General features: G+C 63.7%; 18 protein-coding genes. 10 read left to right on the top strand and 8 right to left on the bottom strand.

Going from position 1 to position 16,099, the window contains the following annotated elements:
• From VF515_17140 to VF515_17095, 10 genes are all read left to right on the top strand, one after another.
• Nucleotides 1-679 (top strand): SDR family oxidoreductase (locus VF515_17140; GenBank protein ID HEX7409357.1); only part of this gene is annotated, 679 nt, incomplete at its 5' end.
• Nucleotides 676-1,059, top strand: a complete 384-nt coding sequence (locus tag VF515_17135) for a nuclear transport factor 2 family protein (GenBank protein HEX7409356.1) — start codon at nucleotides 676-678, stop codon at nucleotides 1,057-1,059. The genes VF515_17140 and VF515_17135, both read left to right, overlap by 4 nt.
• A gap of 60 nt (nucleotides 1,060-1,119) precedes the next feature.
• The gene (locus VF515_17130; GenBank protein ID HEX7409355.1) at nucleotides 1,120-2,178 is read left to right on the top strand and encodes a dihydrodipicolinate reductase; all 1,059 of its coding nucleotides are present in this window, start codon (nucleotides 1,120-1,122) and stop codon (nucleotides 2,176-2,178) included.
• Nucleotides 2,179-2,284: 106 nt separating this feature from the next.
• The gene (locus tag VF515_17125; protein ID HEX7409354.1) at nucleotides 2,285-3,478 is read left to right on the top strand and encodes a CaiB/BaiF CoA-transferase family protein; all 1,194 of its coding nucleotides are present in this window, start codon (nucleotides 2,285-2,287) and stop codon (nucleotides 3,476-3,478) included.
• Nucleotides 3,479-3,518: 40 nt separating this feature from the next.
• A complete protein-coding gene (locus VF515_17120) occupies nucleotides 3,519-4,790 on the top strand; it encodes a CoA transferase (protein HEX7409353.1) in 1,272 nt (423 codons plus the stop codon).
• A 27-nt stretch (nucleotides 4,791-4,817) separates the two neighbouring features.
• Complete coding sequence (locus tag VF515_17115) at nucleotides 4,818-5,801, top strand: hypothetical protein (protein ID HEX7409352.1); 984 nt, start codon at nucleotides 4,818-4,820, stop codon at nucleotides 5,799-5,801.
• A gap of 87 nt (nucleotides 5,802-5,888) precedes the next feature.
• Nucleotides 5,889-6,698 (top strand): crotonase/enoyl-CoA hydratase family protein, encoded by an 810-nt coding sequence (locus VF515_17110; protein HEX7409351.1) that lies wholly within the window; start codon nucleotides 5,889-5,891, stop codon nucleotides 6,696-6,698.
• A 22-nt stretch (nucleotides 6,699-6,720) separates the two neighbouring features.
• Entirely contained in the window at nucleotides 6,721-7,875 is a 1,155-nt protein-coding gene (locus VF515_17105) for an acyl-CoA dehydrogenase family protein (protein ID HEX7409350.1), read from the top strand.
• Between the two features lie 37 nt (nucleotides 7,876-7,912).
• Nucleotides 7,913-9,457: an acyl-CoA synthetase gene (locus VF515_17100; protein HEX7409349.1), complete on the top strand. Its 1,545-nt coding sequence runs from the start codon at nucleotides 7,913-7,915 to the stop codon at nucleotides 9,455-9,457.
• A gap of 117 nt (nucleotides 9,458-9,574) precedes the next feature.
• The gene (locus VF515_17095) at nucleotides 9,575-10,654 is read left to right on the top strand and encodes a dihydrodipicolinate reductase (protein HEX7409348.1); all 1,080 of its coding nucleotides are present in this window, start codon (nucleotides 9,575-9,577) and stop codon (nucleotides 10,652-10,654) included.
• Nucleotides 10,655-10,697: 43 nt separating this feature from the next.
• Here the strand turns inward: VF515_17095 and VF515_17090 are convergent, their stop codons facing one another.
• The 8 genes from VF515_17090 to VF515_17055 all read right to left on the bottom strand — a co-directional run bounded on the left by VF515_17090 (nucleotide 10,698) and on the right by VF515_17055 (nucleotide 15,962).
• Complete coding sequence (locus VF515_17090; protein ID HEX7409347.1) at nucleotides 10,698-11,705, bottom strand: LLM class flavin-dependent oxidoreductase; 1,008 nt, start codon at nucleotides 11,703-11,705, stop codon at nucleotides 10,698-10,700.
• A 130-nt stretch (nucleotides 11,706-11,835) separates the two neighbouring features.
• The gene (locus tag VF515_17085; GenBank protein ID HEX7409346.1) at nucleotides 11,836-12,912 is read right to left on the bottom strand and encodes a dihydrodipicolinate reductase; all 1,077 of its coding nucleotides are present in this window, start codon (nucleotides 12,910-12,912) and stop codon (nucleotides 11,836-11,838) included.
• A gap of 199 nt (nucleotides 12,913-13,111) precedes the next feature.
• Nucleotides 13,112-13,714: an acyl-CoA dehydrogenase family protein gene (locus VF515_17080; GenBank protein ID HEX7409345.1), complete on the bottom strand. Its 603-nt coding sequence runs from the start codon at nucleotides 13,712-13,714 to the stop codon at nucleotides 13,112-13,114.
• Between the two features lie 62 nt (nucleotides 13,715-13,776).
• Nucleotides 13,777-14,244 (bottom strand): nuclear transport factor 2 family protein, encoded by a 468-nt coding sequence (locus VF515_17075; protein HEX7409344.1) that lies wholly within the window; start codon nucleotides 14,242-14,244, stop codon nucleotides 13,777-13,779.
• 104 nt (nucleotides 14,245-14,348) lie between these two features.
• Nucleotides 14,349-14,846 (bottom strand): sulfotransferase, encoded by a 498-nt coding sequence (locus tag VF515_17070; GenBank protein HEX7409343.1) that lies wholly within the window; start codon nucleotides 14,844-14,846, stop codon nucleotides 14,349-14,351.
• Nucleotides 14,761-15,504 carry a sulfotransferase gene (locus tag VF515_17065; GenBank protein HEX7409342.1) on the bottom strand — a complete coding sequence of 248 codons (744 nt, stop codon included), beginning with the start codon at nucleotides 15,502-15,504 and terminating at the stop codon, nucleotides 14,761-14,763. Before VF515_17065 ends, VF515_17070 begins: the two co-directional genes overlap by 86 nt.
• A gap of 54 nt (nucleotides 15,505-15,558) precedes the next feature.
• Entirely contained in the window at nucleotides 15,559-15,726 is a 168-nt protein-coding gene (locus tag VF515_17060; protein ID HEX7409341.1) for a hypothetical protein, read from the bottom strand.
• Nucleotides 15,723-15,962 (bottom strand): hypothetical protein, encoded by a 240-nt coding sequence (locus tag VF515_17055; protein HEX7409340.1) that lies wholly within the window; start codon nucleotides 15,960-15,962, stop codon nucleotides 15,723-15,725. Before VF515_17055 ends, VF515_17060 begins: the two co-directional genes overlap by 4 nt.
• Nucleotides 15,963-16,099 lie beyond the last annotated feature (137 nt).

Raw genomic sequence — 16,099 nt, 5'->3', positions numbered from 1 at the left:
GTTGCACCGCAGGTGCAACCACCGTCACTGGAAGGAGATCGACGCCTTCGTGACGGAAGTGGTCGAGCGTTTCGGCCGGCTCGACATCCTGATCAACAACGCCGGCGGAGCGCTGCCGCTCAAGAAGGTGGAAGAGGTCGGCAAGGTTCCGGCCGAGGCCAGCGGAATCCGGCTCGACGACATCGATCCGGAATTCGTTGCCCCGCTCTTCCACCGGCTCGTTATCGAGAACAACCTCATCGGACCGTTGTGGTTCGCCATCCGTGCATATCGGCAGATGGCGAAACAGGAGACGGGAGGCTCGATCGTGAACATCTCCAGCGGAGCCTCTCATCCCGCCGGCTCCCCACACCTCGTCTCCTATGGCGCAGCCAAAGCCGGGCTCAACCACTTCACCAAGTCACTGGCCGTCGAGTGGGGACCGAAGGTGCGTGTCAACTGCCTCGCGCTCGGGCCGTTCCTCACCGAGCACATGCGCGATCTCGTGTTGCCCAAGGACCCGGCGGAGCAAAAGGAATACTTCTCGTCCGTACCGCTGGGGCGCGCCGGGGAGCCTGAGGAAGTGGGAGACGCGTGCCTCTTCCTCTGCAGTAAGGCGGCCGAGTTCATCAACGGGGCGACGATCGCCATGGACGGCGGATTGATGCCCGGACCCCTGCTTGGATTCGGCGCGTTATGATGCGTGATTTCGCGCTGCGGTTCATCGAGGCGCTGCTGGCCCTGGATCTACCCGCCCTGACGTCCACGCTCGCGGACGATGTTCTCTGGCATCTCCCGCCTTTTGCGAAGCGGCCACCGTTGCAGGGCCGTGACGCGGTTTTGACTTTCGTCCAGCAGGCACAGGCTGCCTATTACGAGCCGGGGACGCTTAGTCTGGAACCCGAGATGGTGGTCGCGGACTCCGACTCGGCGGCGGTCCTGGGCACCCTCCGAGGCCGGACGATCCGTGGTAAGCCCTACGAGAACTGCTACAGCTTTGTCTTCCGCATCGCCGATGGGCGGGTCGTCGAAGCATGGGAGCTGCTCGACACGGCACATCTCCTGGCGCAGATGCGCTGACCAGTTCCCGCGCCAGGCCGAAAGCCTTGTCGAGCCGTGTAGAGGTGAAAAGGGCAGATCATGGCGTACCGAGTGATTCAATGGGCGACGGGAGGGGTTGGGAAGCTGGCACTGCATGCGATCTTGCAGCGGGACGACCTGGAACTCGTGGGGCTGTTGGTTCACGATGAACGCAAGGCGGGACAGGACGCCGGGACGCTCATCGGGCGGGAACCCGTTGGCGTGACGGCGACGCGTGATGCCGATGCGGTTTTGGCGCTCGACGCCGATTGTGTGTGCTACACGGCGCACGGCGAGACGCGCGTCAAGGCGTGCCTGAAGGACTTCTGCAGGATCCTCGAGTCCGGCAAAAACGTGGTGACGACCTCCATCCCGGGACTGATCTACGGGGCGGGTATGGAGCCCGAGCTCGCCGCGCGGCTTGAGTCCGCCTGCCAGTCCGGTGGCGTCTCGCTCTTTGGCAGCGGAATCGAGCCCGGGTTTGCCGGAGATCTCCTGCCCCTCACGCTCATGACCATGTCCGAAAAGGTCCGCTCCGTCCGCGCTCAGGAGATCTTCAGCTATGCGGACTACCCGGTGGAAGCGACGATCTTCGAGGTGTTCGGTTTCGGAAAGCCTCCCGGGCACCGGCCGCTGCTCACCCTTCCCGGCGTGCAGCGCTCGGCGTGGGGGCCGCCGGTGCGGATGATCGCGGCGGCGCTCGGCGTTGAGCTCGACGAGATCCGGGAAACCTTCGAGAGCGAAGTGACCGACCGCCGCCTGGAAGTAGCTGCCGGTGTCATCGAGCCGGGCACTGTTGGGGCCGTCCGCTTCGAGACCATCGGGATCGTGAGAGGCGTGCCGGCCATCGTGATTGAGCACGTGAACCGCATGAGTGCGGACATCGCGCCGCACTGGCCCACGGCGGAGCACGACGGCACCTACCGGGTGATCATCGAGGGGCGGCCGAACATGACCTGTGAGTTTCATCTCGGCGATGGCGCCGGGAGCCAGAGTCGCGATGGCATGATCGCCACGGCCATGCGCGTGGTAAACGCTATCCCTTACGTGTGCGAAGCGCCGCCCGGGCTGGTGAGCGCGCTGGATCTGCCGCTGACGCTGCCAAAGGGGGCCCTATGACGTACGTGACGGCACCCTCTCCGTGTTGACATACCCATCGCCCTGATAGATAGGTCGCGCAAATGTTTCTGTTCCCCAATCCCTGCCATCGGAGTGGACGGCAAGGATGTTTCTGAAGGGATATCGGCTGTTGGACATGGTGTGGCTGGGCCCGGGTCCGTTCACCGCCCAGTTGCTCGGCGACCTTGGCTTCGACGTCATCAGGATCACCGAGGTCTCCAAGGGTGCGGGCCGGCGCGGCGGGCAGGATATCGGGACGCTCTTGATGACGCACAATGCCGCGCAAATCGGGCAGTTCGCATTGGGGCTCCGTAACAGTCGGGCTATCGCGTTGGACCTGAAGAGTCCTGAAGGACGGCAGGTGTTCCATCGCCTGGTGGAGAAGGCCGACGCCATCCAGGAAGGCTTTCGGCCCGGCGTCGCCGACCGACTCGGCATCGGATACGAAGCCGTGTGCAAGATCAAACCGGACATCGTCTACGCCTCCGTCACCGGGTACGGTCAGAACGGTCCGGGCCGCGACGCGGGCGGGCATGACCTCAACTACGTATCAGTGGCTGGACTCATCCACCTCAACGGGCGGGCCGGCGGTGCGCCGGTGATTCCCGGAACGCTCATCGGCGACTTCGCCGCCGGCGGTATGTCGGCTGCCGTGCACATCCTCGCGGCGCTGCTGCGGCGCCAGAGCACGGGCGAAGGTGCCTACTGCGACGTGTCCATCACCGACGCGGCCTTCGAGATCAACAAAATGGCCATCGGTGCCTTCCTGGCGTCGAAGGAGGAGCCGCGCCGCGGAGAAGCATTCTACTCGGGGATGTATCCATGGTACGACATCTACGAGACCAAGGATGGAAAGTTCGTCTCCATCGGTGCGGTGGAACCATATTTCTATGAGAACCTGTGCCGTACCATCGGGCGTGAGGATCTGGTCGACCAACAATTCGCGGTTGACCGGCGAGAACAAATCCGCAAGGAGTTCGCCGAGACGTTCAAGTCCAAGACACGCGCGGACTGGGTGGCGTTGTTCGAGGGCATGAACGCCTGCTTTACGCCGGTCAACTCCGCGGGTGACGCGGCTGAGGATCGCCAAATGCGAGCCCGCGGCATGGTGACCGAGGTGGAACATCCGGTCCACGGCAAGGTCACGATTGTGGGAACCATGCTCAAACTGGACGGGCAGCCTCTCGATGTGCGCAGCTGGAACCTTTGGCCTGGGCAACATACCGACGAGATTCTGGAGGAGCACGGCTACTCCAGCAACCAGATCGCCGAACTGCGGGAGAAAGGCGTGGCGGCGTGAAGGCCGTCGTGGCTCGCGCGTGGACTCGTCGGATGGGCAGATGACTGAACGGAAGACCGGCATCCTGCGAGGCATCACGGTGCTCGATTTCACGCGCGCTGTGGCCGGGGGCTATTGTACCCGCCTGCTGTGTGACATGGGGGCGTCCGTCATCAAAATCGAGCCGCCCCCGATCGGTGACGGCATACGGCTGCTACCGCCCTTCGGCGGGGAATCATGGGCGATGCCGCCGTCCATGAGCCCGACCTTCGTGCACTGCAACGCCGGGAAGAAAAGCCTGTGCATGGACCTCAAGCGGCCTGAGGCTATCGACCTGGTCAAGAGACTGGTGCCGAGCGTGGACGTGGTGGTGGAGAACTATACCCGCCACGTCATGCCGAGTTTCGGTCTGGCCTACGACGATCTCCGCCGCCTGCGCGAAGATCTCGTGATGTGCTCGATCAGCGGCTTCGGAATGGAGGGGCCGTTGGCGGATAGGCCGGCCGCAGACGCGGTGGGCCAAGCCATGGGCGGGATGCTCTCGCTCTGCGGTGAAGAGCATGGGTATCCGTACATGGCGGGTAACGGCATCGCCGATAGTGTGACGGCGACGACCGCAGCATTGGGGATCGTCGCCGCCCTCTTCGAGCGATTGCGTACCGGCACGGGCCAGCACATCGACATCTCCATGATGGACACGGTGTTTGCGGTGGATTGCGCTGCCGCGCCTTCCTATGTCGCCTCGCGCGGAGCGTACTCCGTCCCGCGTGGCGGCCGCTTTCACCACTTGGCGTGCCCCTGGGGTGTATTCAAGGGGCCGCAGGACAAGTACCTGGTCATCATGGCGCCCCATGACATTCCATGGGAGCGCCTCGCGCGTGTCATGGCACGTCCGGAGCTGATCGACGATCCGGAGTTCGCCAGCATGGATGCGCGCCAAAGGAACCGTGAAAAAGTCCACGGCATCATCGAGGAATTCCTGCAGACGTTTCCGACCGCCGAGGCGGCGTATAAGACGCTGTCGGACGCCAAGATCATCGCGGGGGTGGTGCTCGATCCCTGGGAAGTTGCGAATCATCCCCAGATGGCGTCGCGCAACATGATCCACAGCATTCCCTATCCGCTGGCGGACCCGGTGCCGACGATCTCGACCGCGGTGCACTTCTCGAAGTCCCCACTCACCGTTGGCCGCGCACCGTTCGTCGGCGAGCACAATCGCACGGTGTTGCGGGACTTCCTCGGGCTGTCCGAGGACGAGCTGGATCGGCTGCACGAGAACGGAGCGCTCTATCAGGATGATGTCGTGCCGCATCTCGCCGCTCATACGCCCTGAGACCGTGGTTCGGTACGGAGCGCGACCATGCTGAGCACGATGGATGACTACCTGATCCACCAGACCGAGCAGCCGCTCGCGGAGGTGGGATCGAGCCACCCTGATTGGCAAGAGGCGCTCTATTTCAACGTGCACGACCGCCAAGGCAAGTTCTCGGCCTTGGCGGGGCTGGAGGTCATGCCCAACGCGGGCTACGTCCGCGCCTTTCTCTTCACGCTCCACGACGGCGAGCATTGCTCGTATCTGTTTGCCGGCCCGCTGGCGAACTGGCGCGAGGAGACCGTTGCCGGGGACTTGTCCTTCGCGATCGTCGAGCCCATGCGGCGATGGCGCCTGGACCTGCGCGACGAGGCCAACGGTATCCGCGCCGCGCTGGATTTCCAGGCACGCTGTCCGGCGTATCACTTCCGCCCCATCCGCATCGAGAAGGATGGGGCGATTGGCATGCACCAGTCGTATTACAACCAAGCCGGTGTGTACGGCGGCTCGTTCACCCTCGGTGACCGGGTCTTTACGGATCTGATCGGGTTGCGCGCCCGCCGATGGGGTGTGCTGGTGCTGACGGGACTGCCGTTCTATCACTGGGTCTCGCTGCATCTTCCCAGGCGCTGCATCACGGCGTGGCAATTCGAGTCGAGCGACGGCGAGATCCTGTACTGCGACGGTGCGGTGGTGACCGAGGACGGGCACATCAACCCCATCACGCGTGTCGAGCATGATTGGACGTTGCCGCCTGGGGCACGGCATCCGACGCGAACACGACTGTCGTTCTCGACCGTGTCGGGCGAGGCCGTGCGCGCGGAATGCACAGAGCTTGGCAGTCACTTTCTGGGGTGGGGACCCAGTCGCTGGTCGGACGCCGACGCGGCCGTGCTCCCCGAAGCCGAGGCAAACGCGATGTCGATCGAGGAGTATTGCGAGTTCACTGTCGAGCGCGAGCGCGGGTTTGGGATCCTCGATATCGTCACGCTGCCGGGGTATCGCCGGTATGGCATTCGGCCGTTGTACTGAGCCCGTTCAGGAAATGCGCCGCACAAGGATCGCGCTTGGGCCGCGCAATGACAAACGCGCTGCGGCAACGACTAAGGAGAATGACACGTGAGCGAAGCCGCGTTGCTGATCGACCGTGATGGCCACATCGTCACGCTCACCATGAACCGGCCCCGGTACAAGAACGCGATGAACCCCGAAGTGCTGTGCCGGTTCGCCGATGCGTGGGAGATGATCAACGCGGATGCCGACATCCGTGTCGTCATCCTCACCGGTGCCGGCGGCATCTTCTCAGCCGGCGCCGATCTCGATGCCGTGGCGCGGCGCTGGCAAAGTGGGGAACCCCCGCGCGACGACTTCGAGCGCTGTTTCCGGGAAGATCCCACCATCATGTGGAAGGGGTTGTTGCGTGACTATCGCTGCGTGAAGCCTATCATCGCCGCCGTGGAAGGCCCATGCATCGCTGGCGGCACCGAGATCCTGGAGTCGACCGACATCCGGGTGGCGGGCGAGGGCGCGACCTTCGGGATCTCCGAGGTGCGCTGGAGCTTGTTCCCGCTTGCCGGCTCCACGGTGCGGCTGCGCCGCCAGATTCCGTACACGAAAGCGATGGAGATGCTGCTGACCGGCGATCACTACTCGGCGGCTGAGGCGTTGCAGATGGGGCTGATCGGGAGGGTGGTACCCACGGGTCATGCCCTCGCGACCGCGCGCGAGATCGCCGCGCGTGTCGCTGCCAACGGCCCCCTCGCCGTGCAAGGGATCAAGAAGTCTGTGCAGGAAACCGATGGGCTCCCGGAGAAGCAGGCGCTCGCCATCGAGTTTGAGATCGGAATGGGAGTTGTCGTGAGCGAGGACGCCCGCGAAGGACCGCGCGCCTTTCTGGAGAAGCGCCCGGCGCAGTACAAAGGACGTTGATGTCCTGGGAGGGAATGCAGGGATGATGTACGAATACACTGAGCAACAAGAGGCCGTCCGACGCACCGTGCGGGAATTCGCCCGCAAGGAGGTGGCCCCTGGCGCCGCCGAGCGTGATGCCACCGGGCAGTTCGACTACAAGCTGTTCAAGCGCGTCGGCGAGATCGGTGTTACCGGCATGCTGTTCCCGGAGGAGCTTGGGGGCAGCAACACCGATCTCCTCACCTACTGCTTGGCCCTGGAGGAGATTGCCCGCGTGGACATGGCGCTGTCGTGGACGACCTTCGTGTCGTTGGCCGTCGCCTCCACCGTCGCGTCATTGGGTACACCGGAGCAGCAGGCCCTGTGGACGGATAGTATCGTGAAGCCGGTGATCCGCGGCGACGCCACCACCGGCGCGGCGATCACAGAACCTGAGGCCGGCTCGGACAACTCCCGCATGAAGACGCGCGCGGTCCTCGACGGCGACGAGTGGGTCATCAACGGCAGCAAGGTCTTCATTACCAACGCCGGTCTGGCAAACTGCCTCGGGGTGTTGGTCCTGTGTCGCACCGAGGGCGAGGGCTGGGGGTTCGACACCATCTTTGTGCCGACGGGCACGCCGGGATATAAGATTGGCTCCGCCTATAAGAAGATGGGGTTGCGCTCGAGCGACACGCGCCAGCTCTTCTTCGAGGACTGCCGCGTGCCGAAGATCAACCGGATGGGCGGTGCCGGGACGGGTATGGACCGCATTTTGAGCGGCTTCTTCATTGGCCGCGTGATCATCGCTTCCTCGGCGCTCGGCCTCGGGGAGGAGTGTCTCGCGATTGCTGCCGAGTACGCCAAGCAGCGCGTGGCCTTCAAGCGCCCGATCGCGAAGTTCCAATACGTCCAGGGCATGCTCACCGACATGGCCCTGAACATGGAACTCGGCCGTCTGATCCGCGACAAGGCGGCGCGTCTGCACGCCGATGGGAAGGTCTTCGCCAAAGAGGCGGCCATGGCCAAGTGGTTCATCACCGAAACGGCGAAGCAGGCCGCCGATCACGCCGTGCAGATCTTCGGTGGGATGGGGTGCATGGACGAATGCCCGGCCTCGCGGTATTACCGCGACATTCGCGCCTCGACGATCGGCGAGGGGACCACTGAGATTCAACGCTACGTTGTGGCCCGCGAGATGGGGATTCTGGGGTGAAGATTCCCTTCGCATCCCGAGCGACGGTGCGGCACTGATGGATTCCGCTGTTGCGGGCAGCCGCATCATCAGCGGAGAGCGAGAGCTTGCGTTGCTGGATCTCGTGCTGAACACCGCGCGAGCCGCCACGGCGTTGGGATCGATCGGTGTGCGTGAGGGCGACGCGATCGCCCTGGTCCTCCGAAACGACTTTGCATTCTTCGAAGCCAGTTGGGCGGCGGCGGTGCTCGGGGCCTATCCTGTACCCGTGAACTGGCACTTCACCGCCGAGGAGGCCGGATACATCTTTCGCGACTGCGGCGCCAAGGCGATCGTGGTGCACGCCGACCTGCTGCCGCAGGTCAGCGCGGATATTCCCAGCGGCGTTCCCGTCTTCGTGGTGCCGACGCCGCTAGAGATCCGCGATGCCTACGGGATTGATCCGGGCGATTGTCCAGTCCCCGATCGGGAGACCGCGTGGTCCGAGTGGATTGACCGCTTCGATCCGCGGCCGCTGCAGCAGATCGAGACCCCGGGGACAATGCTGTACACCTCGGGCACGACTGGCCGCCCCAAGGGTGTCCGCCGCCGGCGGCCGACGAAAGAGCAGGATACGGCGACACGGCAAATGAGTCCCACGGTGCTCGGTATGACGGGGCAGGTGACCGCGGTGATCACCGGACCCATGTACCACGCGGCGCCGAACGGCCACGCGCAGTCCGCGGCCAGCATCGGCGGCACCGTCGTTCTCCAGCCCCGCTTCGATCCGGAGCAACTCCTGCTGCTGATCGAGAAGCACCGGGCCACGCATATGGCCGTCGTCCCCACCATGTTCGTGCGGTTGCTCAAGCTGCCCGACGCCGTCAAGCGCAAGTACGATCTGTCCTCCCTCAAATGGGTGATTCACGGCGGCGCGCCCTGTCCGCCAGAGGTCAAGCGGCAAATGATCGAATGGTGGGGCTCGGTGATCTACGAGTACTACGGGTCCACCGAAGTCGGCGTCGTGAGCCTGTGCAACTCACAGGAGTGGTTGGAACATCCGGGGACGGTGGGAAAGGTGATCCCCGGGGCCATCGTTCGCATCCTCGACGAGCGCGGCCACGAGCTTCCACCGGGAACACCGGGCGAGGTCTACTCGCGGCTCACCTACTTCGCGGACTTTACTTACCATGGTGACGACCAGAAGCGCCGCGACGCCGAGCGCGACGGTCTGATCGCCAGCGGCGACGTCGGCTTCATGGACGAGGACGGTTACCTGCACCTGTGCGATCGCAAGCAAGACATGGTAATCTCGGGCGGCGTCAACATCTTTCCGGCCGAGATCGAGGCGGAGTTGCTCAAGTTCGCAGGGGTCATGGACTGCGCCGTCTTCGGCATTCCCGACGAGGAGTTCGGCGAGAGCTTGTGTGCTTACATTCAGCTGAAGGCGAACGCGACACTCGATGCCACCCAGGTTCGGGCCTTCCTGCGCGAACGGATCGCCGGTTACAAGGTGCCCAAGGTCATCGAGTTCCGCGACGAGCTTCCGCGGGAGGATACGGGCAAGATCTTCAAGCGCAAGCTGCGCGACCCGTACTGGGAGAGAGCCGGCCGGCGGATATGAGTCTTCGTGCGGCGCCTTGCGACGGATGCGACAATGCCCGCACTCGATTGGTCTGAGCGTGTTGCGAAGATCCATCGCGTCAAGGGGACTTACTGCTGCTGAAAGGTTGGGGTGCCTATGACGTTACGGGTTATTCAGTGGTCCACAGGAAACGTCGGCTATCACGCGCTGCGGGCCATCATCCGCCATCCGGACCTTGAGCTCGCCGGCGTCTTCGCCCATAGCCCGGCCAAAGCCGGCAAAGACGCGGGGGAGCTCTGCGGAATCGAGCCCGTCGGGGTGAAGGCGACAAACAAAGCCGAGGAGCTTCTGGCCTTGGAGGCTGATTGCGTTTCCTATATGGCCCTCGGCGAACCACGGCCTCGAGAGACCGTGGAAGATCTCTGCAAGATCCTCGAGTCGGGCAAGAACGTCGTGACCACCTCGCTCATCTCGCTCTACTATCCGCCCTTCGCCAATCAGAAAATCCGGCAGCGGATCGCGGCGGCCTGCCAGAAGGGTCGAACCTCGCTGTACGCCTCCGGCCTTGACCCCGGATTCAGCGGCGACGCGCTGCCGCTCACGCTGATGAGTCTGTGCGAGCGAGTCGAGTCGGTTCGAGTCACCGAGCTTTTCGACTACGGTACCTACGACGACCAGGAGTTCACGGGCGCGTACTTCGGCTTTGGAAAGCCGATCGACTACCAGGCGCCGCTGTTCACTCCGGGGGCCATCAAGTGGGGATGGGGCGGTATCGTTCAGATGACCGCTGACGCCTTGGGCGTGCAACTCGACGAGGTGCGCGAGGAGCACGAGCGGCGCGTGACGACGAAGACCATTCGCACGAAGATGACGACGATCGAGGCCGGCAACGTGGCGGCGGTGCACTTCCAGGTCCAAGGCATCGTCAAGGGTCGCCCGGTCATCGTAGCCGAGCATTACAATCGCCTCGGCAGCGACGTATTCGACTGCGCCCCCGACTGGCCGAAGCCGCCCGAGGAGCTGCCAGCCTGCTATCGCATCCAAATCGAAGGCTCACCCGGGCTGACCTGCTACCTCGGCATCAAGGGCTACGACGGCGATCACAACACGGGCGGGGTGACGGCCACGGCGATGCGCGTGATCAACGCGATTCCTGCGGTCTGTGCCGCCCAGCCCGGAATGCTGTCGACGCTCGATCTGCCCCTGGTGACGGCGCGCCATTTGATGGTCGTGTGAAACGAGCAGCTCTTCTCTCCATCCACCCGTCTCGCGAAGTTCTTCACCGAGCCTCTCGCGCGCCTCCTGGTGTGTCGTCAAGCGCGGGCTGCACCTTGGTGGCAATCAGATTGAGCGTCTCCCAGCCGATTTCGGGCGGCAGGCCCCCGCAGAGCGGGTGGACGCTCACCGCGCGCCGCGTGCGCACGAGATCAACGCATTCATCGGGCGTCAACACCGCGTACACCGAGCCGCGACGCAACGCGTCGATCGAGTCGGCGGGTTCGAGCGCGTCCGATCGGAGTCCCGCCTCGGCCTGCCACTGCGCGTAGCTACGGGCGTCGTGCAGGAGGTGCTTGCCGATACGCGCCCACATCGCGTCCGGGTCTTCGGACACGAACACATTCAACGGAGCCGATGCGGGTGGAATCACGAGGCCCGGCGCAAGACCGAGGCGCGCGCGCTCGTCCTGATACGCCTGCCTGAGACGCTGGTCGCGGAGTTGAGGGAAAAACGGAAGATCGAGTCGAGCGGCGCGACGAGCGGCACCGAGCGACCCGCCGCCGTAGAACAACACCGGGTGTGGCTGCGTGTACGGCACGGGACGGACATGGATCCTGCGTCCCTCGTGCTCGAACGGCTCTCCCGTCCATGCGCGTCGCATCAGCGCGATCTGTTCGACCACGACCTTGGACCGCTGTGCGAAGTCTCGGCCCAGCGCCTCGTACTCGACTGGCCGGTACCCGACGCCGACAACGTACGACACGCGGCCCCGGCTGACATGGTCGAGCACCGCGAGATCCTCCGCGAGTCTCACGGTGTCGTACAGCGGTACGATCAGCGCGGCGACGTTGACAGCGATGCGCGACGTGCGCGCCGCGATGGCGGATGCGAGGACGATCGGCGAGGGTAGGTAGCCGTCGTCGGAGGCGTGGTGCTCGGAGACGACAACTGCGGCGAACTTGTGCTTTTCGGCGAACACCGCCATGTCGAGCGCCGCGGCGTAGAGCTCTACCGTGGGGGTGCCGAAGGCGGGCGACCTGAGGTCGAACCGCATCACCAACGTGCTCATCACCAGCGCATCCGGTCGATCAACGGCGGCCCTCCGCTGCACCGGTCGCAGCGATACGTCCTGGTGTGCACGATCCCAGCATCTATCAGGCCGCGTCCGTCATGCAACGGCTTTGGGTACAGTGTGCCTGTCACTCGCGCCGTGCGGAAGCCGTCATGCCTCTCACGGGTAAATCCGGACTGGTCAGGATACCCGGTTTTGCCTTGCAGACTTCACCGATCGCATTCAGTAACGGCAAGCCGGTCAGCGTCATCCCGATTCGCTGGTATTCCTTTGGATCCTTTGCAGTGAGACCTCTTGGCGGGAAAATGGAAAACTTGGTCTTGATGTCGGGGTATCCTTTGATGGCGACAACGTACCCATGTTCGACCTTCCAGCACGGCTTGGTGTTGAAGCCCATCTGATATACCAGATGTTGCTCAATCATTGGCTTGCCGCCAACGATGCCAATCCAGCGGGTGAACTGGGCCGCTACGCAGCCTTTCTTTATCTGCCACCAACCGAAGTCGGTATCTTCGGTGGCACCACCCACCTCGTTTTCAAAGCGTACGTCTTCCAGTTCAACCCCCAGCGCGTCAGCCATCATGTACAGAGCATCAACAAATACCGACGTGCCGGTCTTGATGAGTTTCGGAACATCGGGGTGGTCGACCGGTAAGCCGTAACCGACGCTTTTCCACGTCTCGACTGAGTGATGACTCGAAACATCGACCGATTCGGTCACCGTTATATGGTCTACATGCGTGCACGCCGCTGTAGACACTAAGCCGAGGACATTTGCGAGCCCTGGACTCATGCCGCTGCCGTAGATTGTGCTTTGACCACGTTGGCAGGCCTCCTCAATGAGCTGCGTGGCCTTCTTGCCTGACGGGTGTTTGTATTCCTTGTCCAGCTTATGGCCGGTGATCCAGCTCGCGGCGGTGACCACATTGGTTCCGGATTCAAGAATCCGACACAGGTGATCAATGTCCGGCCAGAGCGGAACGTAATTTACGCAATCCGCCTTGAGCGCCAATAGTGCATCGATATCGTTCGTGGCTTTGATCCCGATCGGCGCCAAACCGCACAGGGTGCCGGCATCCTGTCCAACCTTCTCGGGGCTGTGAGCGTACACCCCAACGAGTTCCAATTCTGGATGATTCAGCATGGCCACAACCGATGCTTGACCAACGCCACCGGTGGTCCACTCGATAACTCTATACTTCATTGTCTGCTCCTTTGATCATTGGGGTACTCGCGCTCATTACAAACCAGGCGCTGTCCGGCCACCCTTTAGGCCATTCATCGAGATGAATCAAAGAAAAAATGTCCGACCGAAGGCCTTCCTCACTTCTCCCCGGTCGGCTGGTGCTGTGCCCGGCCACGTGCGAGAACACCCTCGCGTCGCGCCGCGATCATGTTCGCCGTCACCGTTCTAGCGAACTCGGCGCTCGCGGCCACTTCGTGGCGACGATGAAGATCGTCAGTCCCTTGTGCTTGGGCGCGTCAGGGTCGGTGCGGGCCGCGAGCCAGATGTAGTCGGCACCCTCGGCGCCGCTGGTGAACACCTTCGTGCCATTGATGATCCAGTCGTCGCCGTCGCGGACGGCGGTCGTGGTGAGCGACGCGAGGTCAGTCCCCGCTTCAGGCTCCGTATAGCCGATCGCAAAGTGGACCTCGCCGCGCAGGATCCCGGGCAGGAACTTCTTCTTGTGCTCATCAGAGCCAAGAGCCATGATCGCCGGACCCACGGTATTGAGGGTGATGACCGGGATCGGAGCGCCCGCCAGCATGGCTTCTTCGAGGAAAATCAGCTGTTCGGTTGCCGAGCGCGCCCGGCCGCCGTACTCCTTGGGCCAGCCGATACCCAGCCAGCCGTCCCGTCCGATCTGGCGGACGAGCCGATGGTAGAGCTCTCCGCTCTCCACGTTTCGCGTCGCCGCAAACACCTCCGGCGTGATCAGCTTCGTGAAGGAGGCGCGCAATTCGGCGCGCAAGGCCTTCTGTCCCTGAGTTTCATCGACGAACATGGCGTGCACTATCCTGCGCTGCGGTCTCAAGAGCGGCCGGCCGGTTACGACGGCGACGCGGCTCACGCGCGGGGCGTTCCGCGCGGCGGCACTACGCGGCGGCCGTTGTGAACGAGGTGCAGGCGCTGCAGTCGCAGCCGCTTGATGCGCCAGGCGCCGTCGGCACCCTTCTCGTATTCCTCGTGGTAGTGGCCGCGGCCGTGCACGACCAACGCCGGAGGCTCGCCGGGAAACTCGAGATAGTCCTCCATCGCCCAAATGCCGCGCGCGCGTCCGGGCCCCGTGATCTCGATCTCTGGCATGTGACCGTGGTGCAAGGTGATCGCCTCCCCGACGCCGCCGCGCACCACATCGACAATCGCCGCACGGCCGGTCACGACGGCATCCGGCACATCGTCGCTCGCGTCGAGATGGCCGTCCTCGGTGAACAGTTGACCGAACTCGTCCCAGCGCTTCAGATCGAGAAACCGGAAGTAGCGTGCTTTGAGCTGCTTGATCGCTTCGATATCGGCGAGATCTCGGTCCTGCACGCTATCCTCCGTCGCCGTCTGCTCGCTCCCGCATATAGAACGACTGGCTTACGGTCGCAACGTCACAGACAGAGCGATTGAGCGGCTCTGCAAGCGAGCATCGCTCACCGCTCCTCCTTCACGCCGAAGCGGTCGACGTAAAACCGCAGCGCCGCGCGGCGCTCGCCGGGATCGAGGCCGAAGGGGCTGAGGTCGTAAACGACAGCGCCGTACTTGCCGCGCGGGTGCGTCGCCATGAAGGTATCCATGGCCGCGCGGGCATCCGCGGTCATCGGCTGGCCGGCAAGCGCGTAAATCCGCTGCACCATGGCGAAGTCGTCAGCCATAAACCCGTGGAATCGAACGTCGATCGAACGCTCGGCGGGCAGCAGGGCACGATCGCGGACGCACGCGGACAGCAAGTCCTCGATACGAGTCGACCGCTGCCGGCCGAAGGCGAGCGGGTCAGGCCGTTCCACGTACATGCGGGCACAGTAGGTTGCCATGGTGGCCATCGACGCCGTCACGGCGACCGGGTCACGGTGAGTTACCACGAAAGTGGCGTCGGGGAACACGGTGGTCAGCGGGCCAAACTGCTCGAGATGTTGCGGCGACTTCAACACCCAGCGCGTGCCGCCGCGCAGCCACTGGCAGCCACTGCAGCGCCTGGAGCACGGTCTTCAGGTGGACGTAATGCGGCGTCTGGTCGTGCGCTCGGTAGTAGTCCAGCCAGGTCGGCATAACCGCCATCGTCTCGAACATCATGGTCGAGACGATGGCCAGGAGATGGATTTCCTCGTGCGCATGCTCGACGGTCATCTCGTGCATGCGCTTGAAGTAGGGCAGCGAGCGTAGACCCGGGTTGGCCGACATCAGGTTATGCAGATGCGTGGTCCCGGTACGGGGGAGCCCCACGATGATGATGGGCTGATGGATACGCACCTCGTGAACCTCCGGATGCTGCGTGAGTAGGTTCTGGATCAGTAGCCGGTTCTTCACCAGCTGCAGCAGTTGCGAGTAGCTGGTCACCACACCGAAGGGCGACAGACCGGCCTCCTCCCGCAGCCCGTAGAGGAGGACTCCGAGCCGCTCCGTGAAATCCGGGGCGCCGAAGTCGTCGAGGCCGGTCTGCGCCGCGGCGTCGGCGAGCAGCGCATCGACCTCCAGGTGCAGGTGGTCCGCGAGCGACGCGACCGACGCGCGCAGCTGCGCCATCTTTGGCGAAAACCGTGGGGTGGCGAAATCCTCGATGCGGATCCTCGCGGGGCGTTCGTCCTTCATGACTTGCCCTCGGTACGCCGGCGTTTGAGCTCGGCCAACGACACCACCTTCGCTTCAAGCGGCTTTGGTGTCTCTTTGGGTAGAAACCAACGGAAACCAGAGCAGCCCGCGCCGGCGTCCCGCGGTCGACAGCCAGTTGGGGACGCCGGGATCCTGCCCGCTGACCACGATGGTCCACGACCCGCCCGTTGCGTACGTGGTCTGGCCACTGTTGATGGTCACGCGCTCGCAGCTGTAGTCGTACCTGGCAGAAACGGACCCCACAGACAGAGATTCCAGAAGGCACACTCCGGCGAGCGTCCCTTGTCGGGTTTGTTCGGATCGCGGTACCGCCACACGAGCGTCGCCGTCCCGTTCAAATCCGTCGGCTCCACGGCACTGGAGAGCATTTGCATCTCCAGGTTGAGCGGATTTTCCGCAGGCCGGTACTTCGGGTGCTGGGCGTCGTAATACATCATAACTGGAGAGTCCGTAGTTCTCGGCACGTGATCATGCCCGTTTGGTAGATTTGTTGCCAGCGGCAGGCGGCTCCCGTTTCAGGTCGGAGAGCTGGGTTGCCAGGTCGATCCAGCGATCGACAAGGTGCCGGAGGCGG

The sequence above is a fragment of the Candidatus Binatia bacterium genome, assembly GCA_036382395.1.
Lineage (GTDB): Bacteria > Desulfobacterota > Binatia > HRBIN30 > HRBIN30 > JAGDMS01.
This window is presented reverse-complemented; position numbering and strand designations above follow the sequence as displayed.